The sequence below is a fragment of the Arthrobacter sp. ZGTC131 genome (genome assembly GCF_002929275.1).
Lineage (GTDB): Bacteria > Actinomycetota > Actinomycetes > Actinomycetales > Micrococcaceae > Arthrobacter.
In genome coordinates this window covers 26,346-40,378 of the sequence record NZ_PJIK01000016.1, presented here as the reverse complement: position 1 = coordinate 40,378, position 14,033 = coordinate 26,346, and the positions used below count along the sequence as shown (strand labels likewise).

At 66.6% G+C, this 14,033-nt stretch carries 10 protein-coding genes; all 10 read left to right on the top strand.

Annotated elements, in window-relative coordinates; all coding sequences use genetic code 11:
• Positions 1 to 35: 35 nt before the first annotated feature.
• The 10 genes from CXQ90_RS17740 to ftsZ all read left to right on the top strand — a co-directional run bounded on the left by CXQ90_RS17740 (position 36) and on the right by ftsZ (position 14,025).
• Positions 36 to 1,838: a penicillin-binding protein 2 gene (locus CXQ90_RS17740; RefSeq protein ID WP_104140730.1), complete on the top strand. Its 1,803-nt coding sequence runs from the start codon at positions 36 to 38 to the stop codon at positions 1,836 to 1,838.
• 84 nt (positions 1,839 to 1,922) lie between these two features.
• Entirely contained in the window at positions 1,923 to 3,593 is a 1,671-nt protein-coding gene (locus CXQ90_RS17735; protein WP_104140680.1) for a UDP-N-acetylmuramoyl-L-alanyl-D-glutamate--2,6-diaminopimelate ligase, read from the top strand.
• 6 nt (positions 3,594 to 3,599) lie between these two features.
• Positions 3,600 to 5,069 carry a UDP-N-acetylmuramoyl-tripeptide--D-alanyl-D-alanine ligase gene (gene murF / locus CXQ90_RS17730; protein ID WP_104140679.1) on the top strand — a complete coding sequence of 490 codons (1,470 nt, stop codon included), beginning with the start codon at positions 3,600 to 3,602 and terminating at the stop codon, positions 5,067 to 5,069.
• A complete protein-coding gene (mraY, locus tag CXQ90_RS17725) occupies positions 5,066 to 6,175 on the top strand; it encodes a phospho-N-acetylmuramoyl-pentapeptide-transferase (RefSeq protein WP_104140678.1) in 1,110 nt (369 codons plus the stop codon). Before murF ends, mraY begins: the two co-directional genes overlap by 4 nt.
• Positions 6,157 to 7,746 (top strand): UDP-N-acetylmuramoyl-L-alanine--D-glutamate ligase, encoded by a 1,590-nt coding sequence (gene murD, locus CXQ90_RS17720; protein ID WP_104140677.1) that lies wholly within the window; start codon positions 6,157 to 6,159, stop codon positions 7,744 to 7,746. Before mraY ends, murD begins: the two co-directional genes overlap by 19 nt.
• Positions 7,747 to 7,895: 149 nt before the next feature.
• A complete protein-coding gene (gene ftsW, locus CXQ90_RS17715) occupies positions 7,896 to 9,149 on the top strand; it encodes a putative lipid II flippase FtsW (protein WP_104140676.1) in 1,254 nt (417 codons plus the stop codon).
• A 10-nt stretch (positions 9,150 to 9,159) separates the two neighbouring features.
• Entirely contained in the window at positions 9,160 to 10,260 is a 1,101-nt protein-coding gene (gene murG / locus CXQ90_RS17710) for an undecaprenyldiphospho-muramoylpentapeptide beta-N-acetylglucosaminyltransferase (protein WP_104140675.1), read from the top strand.
• Positions 10,257 to 11,636 carry a UDP-N-acetylmuramate--L-alanine ligase gene (gene murC, locus CXQ90_RS17705; RefSeq protein WP_104140674.1) on the top strand — a complete coding sequence of 460 codons (1,380 nt, stop codon included), beginning with the start codon at positions 10,257 to 10,259 and terminating at the stop codon, positions 11,634 to 11,636. Before murG ends, murC begins: the two co-directional genes overlap by 4 nt.
• Positions 11,629 to 12,603 carry an FtsQ-type POTRA domain-containing protein gene (locus tag CXQ90_RS17700; protein WP_104140673.1) on the top strand — a complete coding sequence of 325 codons (975 nt, stop codon included), beginning with the start codon at positions 11,629 to 11,631 and terminating at the stop codon, positions 12,601 to 12,603. Before murC ends, CXQ90_RS17700 begins: the two co-directional genes overlap by 8 nt.
• Before the next feature lie 189 nt (positions 12,604 to 12,792).
• Positions 12,793 to 14,025: a cell division protein FtsZ gene (gene ftsZ, locus CXQ90_RS17695; protein ID WP_104140672.1), complete on the top strand. Its 1,233-nt coding sequence runs from the start codon at positions 12,793 to 12,795 to the stop codon at positions 14,023 to 14,025.
• Positions 14,026 to 14,033 lie beyond the last annotated feature (8 nt).

Sequence of the window (14,033 nt, the reverse complement as noted above, 5' to 3'; positions counted from 1 at the left end):
CGACCAGCCGGCAAGGCAAGCAGTAAGGGATGATCGTGGCGCAAGGCACCGGCAAGTCAGGCAGGCAGAAAGTCCCCAACGCCACGAAGAGGCTCCGCCTGGGACTGAGCATCATGCTGGCCCTGCTCGTCGTGGTGGGCGGAAAGCTCTTCCTGGTCCAGGGCCTTGACGTCGGCGGTATGGCTGAGGCCGCACTTGATAACCGGCTGCGTCCCACCGTGCTCCCCGCGGAACGCGGCAGCATTGTCGATGAAAACGGCACGGTGCTGGCCAACAGCGTCATCCGCTACAACATCACGGTTGACCAGGCCGTCAACACCAAGACGGAATCCTTCAAGCGGATTGAACGGGTGAACGGCAAGGAAGAGCTCGTCACCGTCTCCCGGGACCAGGGGATTGCCGAGCTCGCCACCGTCCTCGGCATGGACACCCAGGACGTCCGGAACGCCGTTACTGGTGAGCGGACCTACTATGTTGTGGCCAAGGACCTGAAGCCCGACGTCGAAGACCGCGTGTCCAAGCTGCAGATCCCCGGCATATTCTCTGAAGGAACCAGCAAGCGCGTCTACCCCAACGGTTCGGTGGCCGGCGGCATCGTAGGGTTCCTGGAGAACGGCACCAGCGGCCAGGCCGGACTGGAACAGACCCAGGACGAAATCCTGCGGGGGACTCCCGGCAAGCGCCTGTTTGAGATCGGTGCCGACGGACTCCGCATCCCGGTGGGAGTGGACCAGCTGACACCGGCGCAGGATGGCAAGGACGTCAAACTCACCCTGAACTCCGATATCCAGTACTTCGCGCAGCAGGCCATCCAGAGCCAGGCGGACAAGCTCAGCGCCGAATGGGGCGTCATCATCGTTTCCGACGTCAAAACCGGCAACCTCATTGCGATGGCGGACACCAACGCCCCCGATCCCAACGATCCCGGCAAGGTGGCGGCGAAGGACCGCGGCGTTCGCTCGGTCACGGCCGCCTACGAGCCCGGATCCGTAGAAAAGATGATCACCGCCGCCGCCGTGATCGAAGAAGGCAAGTCACACCCCCTGGATACGTTCGTCATTCCGCCTTCCTACGTGGTGGACGGCCAGCAGTTTGACGACTCCTTTTCCCACGGCACCGAGAAACGGACGCTGGCAGGCATCCTCGGCTGGTCCATGAACACGGGCACGGTCATGGCCGGACAGCGGCTCACCAAGGACCAGCGCCACGACTGGCTGCAGAAGTTCGGGATCGGCGAAGCCCCGAACATCGGACTGCCTGCAGAGGCCAAAGGCATCCTGACGCCCGCCGACCAGTGGGACGGCCGCCAGGAGTACACGGTGCTCTTCGGCCAGGGTGTGTCCCAGTCCACCCTTCAGACGGTCCGCGCCTACCAGTCCATCGCCAATGGCGGCGTGATGCTGCAGCCAAGGCTCATCGACAGCTACATCAGCCCGGACGGAACCGAGGAGAAAGTACCTGCCCAGCCCTCGCGGAAGGTCGTCTCCAAGGAGACGGCACAACAGGTCCGCGACATCCTCGAAAGCGCCGTCACGGAAGGCCAGATCAAGGAAGCCGCGATTGACGGCTACCGTGTGGGCGCCAAAACCGGAACCTCGCAGTCGCCCTGCGATGACGGCACCGCGGGCTTCTGCGGCTACACGGCCTCAATGGTGGGGATGGCGCCGATGGACGATCCGCGGTTTATTGTGGAGGTGGTCCTGCAGCGGCCCAAGGGATCCATTTACGGAATCACCAACGGGCCGGTGTTCCGCTCGGTCATGAGCCAGGTACTGCGGACGTACAACGTTCCGCCGTCCACCGGCGAACCGGCCAGGCTGCCGCAGTACGCCAAGTAGCACGCCCGCTAACAAAGACCGCGGCGCACCTGAACACATCGTTCTGTCGTGTCCGCTGGTCCACTAGTACCAACGGAGATTGACTTGTCAGACCACAATGCCCCCGGCACTGCCGATGCCCCGGACGGAGAAGAGTCCCGCAGCGGATTCCGGCCCAAGGCCGTCGCCGCAGTCGAGCTGGGTGTCATCGGCCAGTCGGTCGGCGTCACCGTGGCCGGCGCCTCGGCGTCAGTCCCCGTTTCCGGCATCTCGCTCAATTCGCGCACCGTGGAGCGGGGAGACCTGTACGTGGCGCTACCTGGTGCTGCCCGCCACGGCGCCGACTTCGCTACTCCGGCGATCGAGGCCGGAGCGGTTGCCGTCCTGACCGACGGCGCCGGCGCACGGCTTCTCGCCTTGTCGCCCGATATCGCCGTGCCTGTGCTCGTAGTGGACCAGCCACGCACAGTGGTGGGAAGCCTTGCCGCACTGATCTACCGGAGCCAGTCCGCTGATAGCCCTTCCCCGGCTCTCTTCGGAGTCACGGGCACCAATGGCAAAACCACCACAACCTACTTCGTCAACGCCCTGCTGCAGGCACTGGGCAAGAAGACCGGGCTGATCGGCACCATCGAGATTGTGGCCGGCGGCAAACCGATTCCCAGCCTCCTCACGACGCCGGAGTCCACGGATGTCCACGCCCTGCTTGCCCTCATGCGGGAGCGGGGCCTGGATGCAGCCTCCATGGAAGTGTCCTCACACGCAGTGTCCTTCCGCCGCGTGGACGGCGTGGTCTTTGACGTCGTCGGGTTCACCAACCTGACTCAGGACCACCTGGACCTGCACGGCACCATGGAGGACTACTACCGGACCAAGGCAGAACTCTTCACGCCCGAACGCGCCCGCGCAGCCGTCGTGACGGTCGACGACGAATGGGGACGCCGGCTGGCCGCCGAGGCAGGGCTCCCGGTCACCACCCTCGCCACCCTTCCGCCGGGCGGGGGGGAAACGGGCACGGCCGGGGCGCCCGCCGACGCCGACTGGACGGTGGCCGATCCTCGGCCCCGCGGCCTGGGCACGGAATTCACGCTCCGCAGCAGGACCGGGACCGAACTCCGCGCCCACACGGGGCTGCCCGGCGCATTCAATGTCTCCAACGCCGCCCTGGCCCTGGCCATGGTGCTCGCGGGCGGTGCGGACGCGGCAGCCGTGCAGGCGGCGCTCGACGCCGCCGACCCCTTCACCGTCGCCGTGCCGGGCAGGATGCAGCTCATTTCCACCAAGCCCGCAGCAGTAGTGGACTTTGCGCACAATCCTGATGCCTTGGCGCGTGCCCTCGAGGCCGTCAGGTCCCCGGACTCCGCCTCGAAGGTCATCGTTGTCTTCGGTGCCACCGGGCAGCGCGACCAGGGGAAACGGCCGGCCATGGGAGCCATCGCGGCCAGGCTTGCCGACATCGTGATCATCAGCGACGACGACCCCCACGATGAGGACGCCGCGGCGATCCGGGCAGACGTACTGGTCGGAGCCACTGACGCCAAAGAGGCAGAACAGCTCGATTGCCGGATCCTGGAGGTCTTTCCCCGCGACGCCGCCATCCGCGCGGCGGTCGAACAGGCGGCTCCGGAGGACACCATCCTCATCGCCGGGCGCGGACACGAAGTGTGGCAGGAGGTCAAGGGAGTCAACCTTGCCCTCGACGACAGGGTGGAACTCCGGAACGCCTTGACGGCACGAGGATTCACCGTTCTTGAAGATGACCGGATAGAGTCCTAGACCGACATGATTGCACTAACTGCGGCGGAAATCGCCGAAATCACCAACGGCCGGCTGCTTGCCGACCCCGACGTCACTCCGGGATCCGTAGTGACCGACTCGCGCGAGGTCATCAACGGTTCGCTGTACGTGGCCAAGCCGGGCGAAAACGCCGACGGGCACGCGTTTGTGGGCGTGGCGTTCGACCAAGGCGCCGTGCTTGCCCTTGCCGAACGCGAAATCGCCGATGACGCAGGCCGCATCTATCCGTCGGTCATCGTCGACGACGCCGTCCTGGCCATGGGCGCCCTTGCTGCGGAGCAGGTCCGCCGGATCAGGGCCCGCCGCGAGGCCTCCGGCGAACAGCTCACGGTCATCGGCATTACCGGTTCGGCAGGCAAAACCACCACGAAGGACCTGCTGGCAGGAATCCTCTCCACGGAAGCCAACACGGTGTCGCCCCAAGGGTCCTACAACGGCGAAGTGGGCGTGCCCCTCACGGTCTTCCAGGCCGGTTTCGACACCCGGTTCCTTGTCATTGAAATGGGCGCTACGGGCATCGGGCACATCCGGTACCTGGCCAAGATGGTGGCCCCGGAGATCGGCGTCGTGCTGGGCGTCGGAACGGCACATGCCGGCGAATTCGGCGGCGTCGAGAACATTGCGACCGCCAAGGGCGAGCTCGTTGAAGCCCTGCACTCCACCGGCACCGCTGTGCTGAACCTGGACGATCCGCGGGTCGCAGCCATGGCGGAACGCACCCCCGCCGCGGTGCTCGGCTTCTCTGCCCGCGATGCCGCAGCCACGGGTCCCGTTGCTCGTGCGCAGCACCTCGACACAAATGCGTCCGGCCACCCCGAGTTCGACCTTGAACTGCCGGGGGAGCCGGCCGTCCGGGTGAGCAGCAGGCTCATCGGAGAGCACCATGTCTCAAACCTGCTCGCCGCAGCAGCAGCCGCACACGCCGCCGGTATCCCGGCCGCACGCATCGGCGCTTCGCTCAGCTCGCAGTCAGCCGCAAGCCGCTGGCGCATGGAACGGACTGAGCGCCCCGACGGCGTCACCGTCATCAACGACGCGTACAACGCCAACCCGGAATCCATGAGGGCGGCACTACGGACCCTCGCCGACCTCGGCCAGGGTCGACGCACCTGGGCGGTGCTCGGAGCGATGCTCGAACTCGGTGAGGATTCCATCCGCGAGCACACCGCCGTCGGCACGCAGGTGGTCCGGCTCAACATCTCGCGCCTGGTAGTAGTGGGACGCGAGGCGCGTTCCCTGTATGTATCAGCCGTCCAGGAAGGGTCCTGGGGCGACGAATGCATCTTCGCCGAGACCGCGGACGAAGCCTATGACCTGCTCCAGGCAGAGCTCGAACCGGGCGACCTGGTGCTGTTCAAATCCTCGAACAGCGTAGGACTTCGCCATTTGGGCGATCGGATAGCATTACCCCCACAAAACCCCGCAACTGCCAACGAAGGGAGCGAGCTGCTGTGATTGCACTACTAATCGGCGCTGGCCTGGCCCTGCTGATGGCATTGGTAGGAACCCCGCTGTTCATCCGCCTGCTGGTCCGCAAAGGCTACGGCCAGTTCATCCGGGATGACGGCCCCACGTCACACCACACCAAGCGCGGAACCCCCACCATGGGCGGCGCCATAGTTGTCGGGTCGGTGCTGATCAGCTACGGACTCACGCACCTCATCATGTGGCTCCTGAACCCCAGGTCGGCGGGCCCGTCGGCCTCGGCCCTGCTCCTGCTGTTCCTCATGGTGGGCATGGGCCTGGTCGGCTTCCTGGACGACTTCATCAAGATCTCGCGCCAGCGCAGCCTCGGACTGAACGCCAAGGCCAAGCTGATTCTTCAGGCAGCCGTGGGCGTCATCTTCGCGGTGCTGGCGCTGTACTTCCCGGACCCGGACGGACTCACCCCGGCGTCCACCAAGATTTCCCTGGTCCGCGACATTCCGTGGCTTGACCTCGCCTTCGGCGGCTCGGTGCTCGGCGCAATCCTCTTTGTGCTGTGGTCCAACCTGATCGTCACCGCCGCCACGAACGGCGTCAACCTGACCGACGGGCTCGACGGACTGGCCGCGGGAGCCTCGGTGATGGTCTTCGGCGCGTACACACTGATGGGCATCTGGCAGAGCAACCAGGCATGTGGTTCGCCCCGCCAGGCCGGGAGCGGCTGCTACTCCGTGCGGGACCCGCTGGACCTCGCGCTGCTTGCCGCGATCATGAGCGCGGCGCTGGTCGGCTTCCTGTGGTGGAACACCTCTCCTGCCAAGATCTTCATGGGAGACACGGGATCCCTGGCCATCGGCGGGGCCATCGCGGGGTTCGCCATCCTGTCCCGCACCGAGCTGCTGCTCGCCTTCATCGGTGGCCTGTTCGTGCTCATCACCCTCTCGGTCATCATCCAGGTGGGCTACTTCAAGGTCACCAAGGGCAAGAGATTCTTCAAGATGGCCCCGTTGCAGCACCACTTCGAACTCAAGGGCTGGGCGGAAGTCACCGTGGTGGTCCGGTTCTGGATACTGGCCGGACTCTTCGTGGCCGCAGGGCTGGGCATCTTCTACGCAGAATGGGTGGTCCTGCTGTGAGCAGCAACGAAACCGCCGCGGACAGGCTCAAAGACCTCGTCAGCTGGGACTCCGACTGGGCCGGACTACGCGTCGTGGTCACCGGAATCGGCGTCTCAGGCTTCGCTGCTGCGGACACACTGATTGAGCTGGGAGCCCGCGTGGTGGTGGTGGATGCCTCGGCGACCGACATCGCCACCGCCAAGGCCGATACGCTCAAGATCGTCGGAGCCGTGGACGTGATGCTCGGCGCAAGCGCTGTCCGCTCCGTGCCGAAGATCGACGGAATGAAGCCGGACCTGGTTGTGACATCGCCGGGCTGGCGGCCGGACCAGGCGCTGCTGGCCGCCGCCAAGCGGGCGCACATCCCGGTGTGGGGCGACGTCGAACTCGCTTGGCGTGTGCGCGTCCGTGAGGGGCGCAAGACGGCCGACTGGCTGACCATCACCGGCACGAACGGAAAGACGACGACCGTCGGCCTGACCGAGTCGATGCTGCGCGCAGCGGGGCTCAAGGCCCTGGCGGTCGGAAACGTGGGCACCCCCATCCTCGACGCCCTGCGGGATCCGGTCGAATACGACGTCTTGGCGGTGGAGCTTTCCAGCTTCCAACTGCACTGGTGCGAATCGGTGTCCGCCGTGGCGAGTGTCTGCCTCAACGTGGCCGAGGACCACGTCGACTGGCACGGCTCGTACGAGTCGTATCTTGCCGACAAGGCAAAGATCTACGAACACACCCAGAAAGCCTGCATCTACAACGCCGAGCAGATCGAAACCGAACGGATGGTGGAGGACGCCGACGTCGTGGATGGCTGCCGCGCCGTCGGGTTCACCACCCTCACGCCGGCCATCAGCATGCTGGGCGTCGTCGAAGGCTTGCTTGTGGACCGGGCGTTCATCGCGGAACGCAAGGACAGCGCCGCCGAGCTGGCATCGATGTCGGATCTCGGCCCGGTCGCTCCGCGCCACATGGTGGCCAACGCGCTGGCGGCCGCCGGCCTGGTGCGCGCCTACGGGCTCAAGCCCGAGCACGTCCGGGAGGGGCTGAAAGCCTACATTCCCGGAAGCCACCGCATCCAGCCCGTGGCCAAGCAGAACGGTGTGCTCTGGATCAACGACTCCAAAGCCACAAATCCGCATGCCGCAGCGGCATCACTGTCCGCCTTCGACCCCGTGATCTGGATCGCCGGTGGCCTCTCCAAGGGCGTCAACTACGACGCCCTCGTCCGTGACAACTCCAGGCGGCTCAAGAGCGTGGTGCTCATCGGCACCGACACTGCGTCGCTGGAAGACTCCCTGCGGCGACACGCTCCCGATGTCCCGGTCATACGGCCGGCCACGGGCCACACTGAAATGGTGCAGTCTGCCGGAACCGGGCACGACGCCGCGCCGGCTTCTCACGGGACCGGCGAGGACGTCATGGCACGGGCCGTCGCTTCGGCGGCGGAGCTTGCCACCTCGGGTGACACGGTGCTGATGGCCCCGGCGGCTGCCTCCATGGATCAGTTCTCTTCCTATGCTCACCGTGGCGACGCCTTCATCGAAGCAGTCCGCGAGCTCGTGGAAGGGCAGGCCCAGACCGGCAAGGAGTAAGAATGGTCAGCACGCCCACACGTCCCGCGGCCGCCACAACGCGAACCGCGGACACGGCTCGTGGGGCTGGCGCTGAGACTGCCGGCAAGGCCCCAGGACCTAAGAGGCAGGGACCTCAGAAGCAGGGATCGAAGAGGCTGGGGCCGAAGATGCCGGGGCCGACGACTCCGGCGCTTGCGAGGCTGATGCGCTGGTACCGCACGTTCTGGTCAGTCCTGGAGGGGACCGGGAAGTCGCGTAACGGCTCCACGTACTACCTCATCCTCGGCACCACCCTCGCCCTGACGGCCATCGGCATCATGATGGTGCTCTCGGCATCCAGCGTGGAGGCCATTGCGGCAGGAGAGTCGCCGTACACGGCGGCCCTCAAGCAGGGGCTGTTCGCTGGGATCGGCATCTTCCTGATGTTCATGCTGTCCCGGATCAACGTGGTCTGGCTGAAGCGCCTTGCCTGGCCGGGCATCATCGTGGCCTACGGCCTGCTCGGGCTGGTCCTGCTGATCGGCACCAGCGTCAACGGCAACAAGAACTGGATTGAGGTAGGTCCGTTCTTCACCCTGCAGCCGTCCGAGGCGGCCAAGCTGGCCCTGGCGCTGTGGATGGCCACGGTGCTCGCCAAAAAGGCCCAGCTGCTGCAGCGCTGGCTGCATGCCGTCATACCGGTGGCCCCGGTTGCGCTGGGCATCATCGGACTGGTTCTTGCCGGTAACGACCTTGGCACCGGCATGATCATCATGATGATCATGGCCGCGGCCCTGTTTTTCGCCGGGGTGCGCCTGTACCTGTTCGGCTTCGCCGCGATCGCCGGCATAGCGGCAACGGCCGTCATGGCCATGACCAGCTCAAACCGGATGTGCCGCATCACCTCGTGGTGGACGGGACAGTCCTGCGGTGACGGCACCGACGCCAATTACCAGTCAACCAACGGCCTGTACGGGCTGGCCTCTGGCGGCTGGTTCGGCGTCGGGCTGGGGCAGAGCCGCCAGAAGTACAGCTGGATCCCGGAAGCCCACAACGACTTCATTTTCGCCATCATCGGCGAGGAACTCGGGCTGGTGGGGACCGTCGTCGTACTGATTCTCTTCGCCATCCTGGGTGCCGCGATCTACCGCGTCGTGGTGGCGCAGGAGGACCTGTTCCATCGGGTCCTCGCAGGCACCATCATGGTGTGGCTCCTGGGCCAGGCAACGGTCAACATGGCAGTGGTCACCGGCCTGGTCCCGGTGATCGGCGTTCCGCTGCCGTTCATTTCCTACGGCGGATCGGCCCTGCTCATGTCGCTCTGCGCAATCGGCGTAGTGTTGTCACTGGCCCGGGTCCAGATGGCGCCCAACCTCCGGCCCCGGAAAATGCTGGGCCCGCTCCGGATACCCGGACGCAAGAAACCCCGTACGAAAGCGTAAACAGCACCTGATGAAAACCGAGTCATTGTCCGTGGTCCTCGCCGGCGGCGGTACGGCAGGCCATATCAATCCGCTACTGGCCATCGCCGCCGCCATCCGTGATGCGCGTCCCGATGCCCGGCTGCTGGCCGTCGGAACGTCCGCGGGCATGGAGACCCGGCTGGTTCCGGCCGCGGGCGTCGAGCTCGCCACCATTGACCGCGTGCCGTTTCCGCGCAGGCCCTCCGTGGACCTGCTGCGCCTGCCCGGCCGCCTGGCCGGCGCGGTCAAGCAGGCCGGGCGGATCCTCGATGACGCGGGCGCGGACGTCCTCGTGGGAGTCGGAGGCTACGTCTGCACGCCGATGTACCTGGCCGCCTGGCGCCGCAAAATTCCCATTGTCATCCACGAAGCCAACACCCGCCCCGGCCTGGCCAACAGGGTGGGTGCGCGGCTGAGCAGGCATGTGGCCGTGGCCTTTGCCGGCACGCCGCTGAAGCACGCCCGGCATGTCGGCATGCCGATGCGGCGCGAGGTCTCCGCACTGGTCCGTGCCACGGCGCGCCAGAATGCCCTCGACGCGCTGGGCCTACAGCCGGACAAGCCGGTGCTGATCGTGACCGGCGGCTCATCCGGAGCCCAGAGCATCAACCGGACCGTGGCCGCCTCCCTCCAGGACCTGTCGGACGCCGGAATTCAGACGCTTCACATCACCGGGCGCGGAAAGTCGGTTGAGGACAGCGAGGGCAACCCCCTGCAGGCTGACGGATACCGGCAACGCGAATACGTGGACGGCATGGAGACGGTCTACGCCGCCGCGGACCTGCTGCTCGCCCGGGCCGGAGCAGCCACCGTGAGCGAGGCGGCCGCCGTCGGCGTTCCCGCAGTCTTCGTGCCGCTACCCATCGGCAACGGCGAGCAGGCACTGAACGCGGACGGACTCGTGAAAGCCGGGGGCGCCCTGATGGTGGCGGACCGGGACTTCACCCCTGACTGGGTCCGGACCCAGCTCATTCCGCTGCTGACGGACCGGGCCAGGCTCGGCTCCATGGCGGCCAACTCCGAAAACCTTGGCATCAGGGATGCCGATCGGCTCATGGCCGATCTTGTACTGGAAGCGGTATCCAAATGACCAGCAACGGCCCACTTCACCAGGACGCGCTTGGCCGCGTCCACTTCATCGGTATCGGCGGCGTGGGCATGTCCGCCGTGGCCAGGATCATGGTGGCCCGCGGCGTGCCGGTGAGCGGATCCGATGCCAAGGACCTGCCCGTGATGGCCGACCTGGCGGCAGCCGGGGCGAAAGTTTCGGTCGGGTACGCGGCCGCCAACCTCGGCGACGCCCAGACCGTGGTGGCGGGCTCCGCCATCCGCGCAGACAACCCAGAACTGGCCGCCGCGAGGGCCGCCGGACTTCCGGTCCTGCACCGCTCAGAAGCCCTGGCAGCCACCATGGCCGACGACCTCGTGGTTACCGTGGCCGGCACGCACGGGAAATCCACCACCACATCCATGATCACGGTGCTGCTGCAGGGCGTGGGGTTGGACCCTTCCTTCGCCATCGGTGCCAACGTCCCCGCCCTTGGCGTCAACGCCGCCAACGGCAGTTCCAAGGTGTTCGTGGCCGAGGCCGACGAATCCGATGGGTCGTTCCTCAACTACCGCCCGCGGATCGCCGTGGTCACGAACGTTGAACCGGACCACCTGGACCATTACGGCACGGCCGAGGCCGTCTACGAATCGTTCGACCAGTTCACGGCGCTGCTCCCCCCGGAGGGCGTCCTCGTGGCATGCGCGGACGACTCCGGTGCGCTGGCGCTGGCCCTGCGGACCCGCGAACGCGGAAACACCCGCGTTGTTCTTTACGGCACCTCTGACGTCGCCGACCTCCGGCTGCACGACGGCGGCCCCGGCAACGTCGCGATCTCGACGGCGGCCGGAGAGTTTCCCCTCACCCTGCAGGTGCCGGGCCGGCACAACGCGCTCAACGCCGCGGCGGCGATGGCAGTGGCCCTGGAGCTGGGCGTCGAGGCAGGCTCCGCCGCGGCGGCCCTGGCGGGTTTCTCCGGCGCGTCCCGGCGGTTTGAATTCAAGGGGGAAGGCAGGGGGGTGCGGGTCTACGACGACTACGCCCACCACCCCACGGAGGTCCGTGCGGCACTAGCGGCCGCCCGCTCCGTTGCCGGCCCGCACAAGGTGCACGTGCTCTTCCAGCCGCACCTGTTCTCCCGGACCAGGGAATTCGCCGCCGACTTCGCCGAGGCCCTCAACGCCGCCGACACCGCTCTGGTGCTGGACATCTATCCTGCCCGGGAGGATCCCATTCCCGGAGTGAGCAGCGGACTCATCGCCCAGCACCTCGGTCCTGGCGGGCGGCTGGTGAAAGCCGGCGCCGCGGCCGTGGAGGCGCTCACCTCCGCCGCGCAGCCGGGGGACATCATCCTCACGGCGGGGGCCGGGGACGTGACCGCCTACGGCCCGCTCATCGTGGAGTCCCTCAGTGGCTAGCAGCCGCCGACCCACGTACAAGCCCGTGCAGCCGGGGAGCCGGGACAAGGCGCCGGACACAGGCGAGGCCGCGCAGCCGGGCGTGATCTCGGCGTCCAAGAGCGCACCCCCGCCCGCGGCGCCGGACAACCAGCGGGCGAAGCGGCCGTCCGGAACCCAGGGGTCCACCCAGCAGGCCCCTGGACGGCAGTCCGTGCCGGCTGGTACGGGCGGGCAGCAGCTCTCCGGCGGCAAAGCCGAACCGGGCAACGTTCTGGTCTTTCCCGAGCCCAGGGGCAAACGCCTCAGGCGCAATGTCATTGTGGCGGCGTGCATCATTGCCGCACTCGTTGCGGGCCTGCTGCTGGCGGCGGTCTACTCCCCGGTGCTCGCGGTACGGACGGTGACGGTCAGCGGCACGAAGCTGCTCAAGCCGGCCCAGGTCCAGGCGGCGCTCAAGCCGCTTCTGGGTACGCCGCTGCCTCAGGTGAGCGATGAGGACGTCAACGCGCTGCTGAAGCCGCTCGTTCAGATCAAATCGGTGACCACCCAGGCGCATCCGCCTTCCGTCCTCGTGGTCCAGGTGCACGAGCGGGTGCCCGTGGCCCTGGTCAAACGCGGCAAGGAATACCTGCTGGTTGATGTGGACGGCGTGAGGCTCGGCGCCACGGCTGCTCCGGAATCAGTGAAGCTGCCGGTCATCGACGGCGGAGCCGGCACGATCGGCAAGGACCTGTTCCAGGCGACCACCGCCGTTCTGGGCGCGCTTCCCGCGAATGTCTTGGCCAAGCTGTCCAACGCTTCGGCCAAGTCCGTGGATGCCGTTGAACTGAAGCTCGTGGACGGCCAGACGATCATTTGGGGCAATGCGGGGGAGAAGGAGTTGAAGGCGCGCGTCCTGGAAGCGCTCCTGAAGGTTCCGGCCGATCCGGCAAGTCCCGTCAACATCTATGACGTGAGTGTGCCGCGGCACCCGGTGACGCGCTAAACGGTTCTATTTCGCGGTGATTAGTACGACACGCGGCGGCGGTTATTGAATGTACGAGGCATAGGAAATAGCGTCACAGACATGAGTTACTTGACATAACTATAACCTTCAACTCGAAGGTTAAGGTTCGGAACTTCAAGCTCGACTCCATCAGTTTTCGCAACAGAACACGAACAAGGGACACGTAACGTGGCAGCTCCGCAGAATTACTTGGCCGTCATCAAGGTCGTCGGCATCGGCGGCGGTGGCGTGAACGCAGTCAACCGCATGATCGAGGTGGGTCTCCGCGGTGTCGAATTCATCGCCATTAACACCGATGCCCAGGCCCTGCTGATGAGCGATGCCGACGTGAAGCTTGACGTCGGACGCGAACTCACGCGCGGCCTTGGCGCCGGGGCGAACCCCGAGGTCGGCAAGCAGGCTGCCGAAGATCACGCCGACGAGATCGAGGAAGTCCTTCGCGGAGCCGACATGGTGTTCGTCACGGCCGGCGAGGGCGGCGGAACGGGAACCGGCGGCGCGCCGGTTGTTGCCCGCATCGCACGCTCCCTCGGCGCGCTGACCATCGGCGTAGTGACACGCCCGTTCACTTTCGAAGGCCGGCGCCGCGCAGGGTCGGCCGAGGCAGGCATTGACGCCTTGCGCGACGAAGTGGACACGCTGATCGTCATCCCCAACGACCGCCTGCTGTCCATCAGCGACCGCAACGTTTCCGTCCTGGATGCGTTCCGCTCCGCTGACCAGGTCCTGCTGTCCGGTGTCCAGGGCATCACGGACCTCATCACCACGCCTGGCCTGATCAACCTCGACTTTGCCGACGTGAAGTCGGTCATGCAGGGTGCCGGATCCGCACTCATGGGCATCGGTTCGGCCCGGGGCGAGGACCGTGCGGTCAAGGCCGCCGAGCTCGCCATCGCGTCACCTCTGCTGGAAGCGTCGATTGATGGTGCCCACGGCGTTCTGCTCTCCATCCAGGGCGGTTCCGATCTGGGCCTGTTCGAGATCAACGAGGCAGCCCGCTTGGTGCAGGAAGTAGCCCACCCCGAGGCGAACATCATCTTCGGTGCCGTGATCGACGACGCCCTGGGCGATGAAGCAAGGGTCACGGTGATTGCCGCCGGATTCGACGACGTCAAGGCCACCTCGCCGTCCATGGACCAGTCGCAGCCCCAGTCGGCCCCGCAGCGCCCGGCCGTGCCGGCCACCGCACCGGCGAGCCAGGCGCCGTCGAACCACCAGCAGGTCCACGTCCAGCCCGTGCACGCCGGAGTCGGCGCCGCCGGCCTCAGCAACTGGGGCCAGCACCGCCCGTCAGCGGTTCCCGCCGACTCAGGATTCGACGTCGACCTTCCGTCGGTTGTCGAGCCTGACCTCTCCGGCAGCCGCTCGGACGACCTGGATGTCCCGGATTTCCTGAAGTAGGAGGCCGG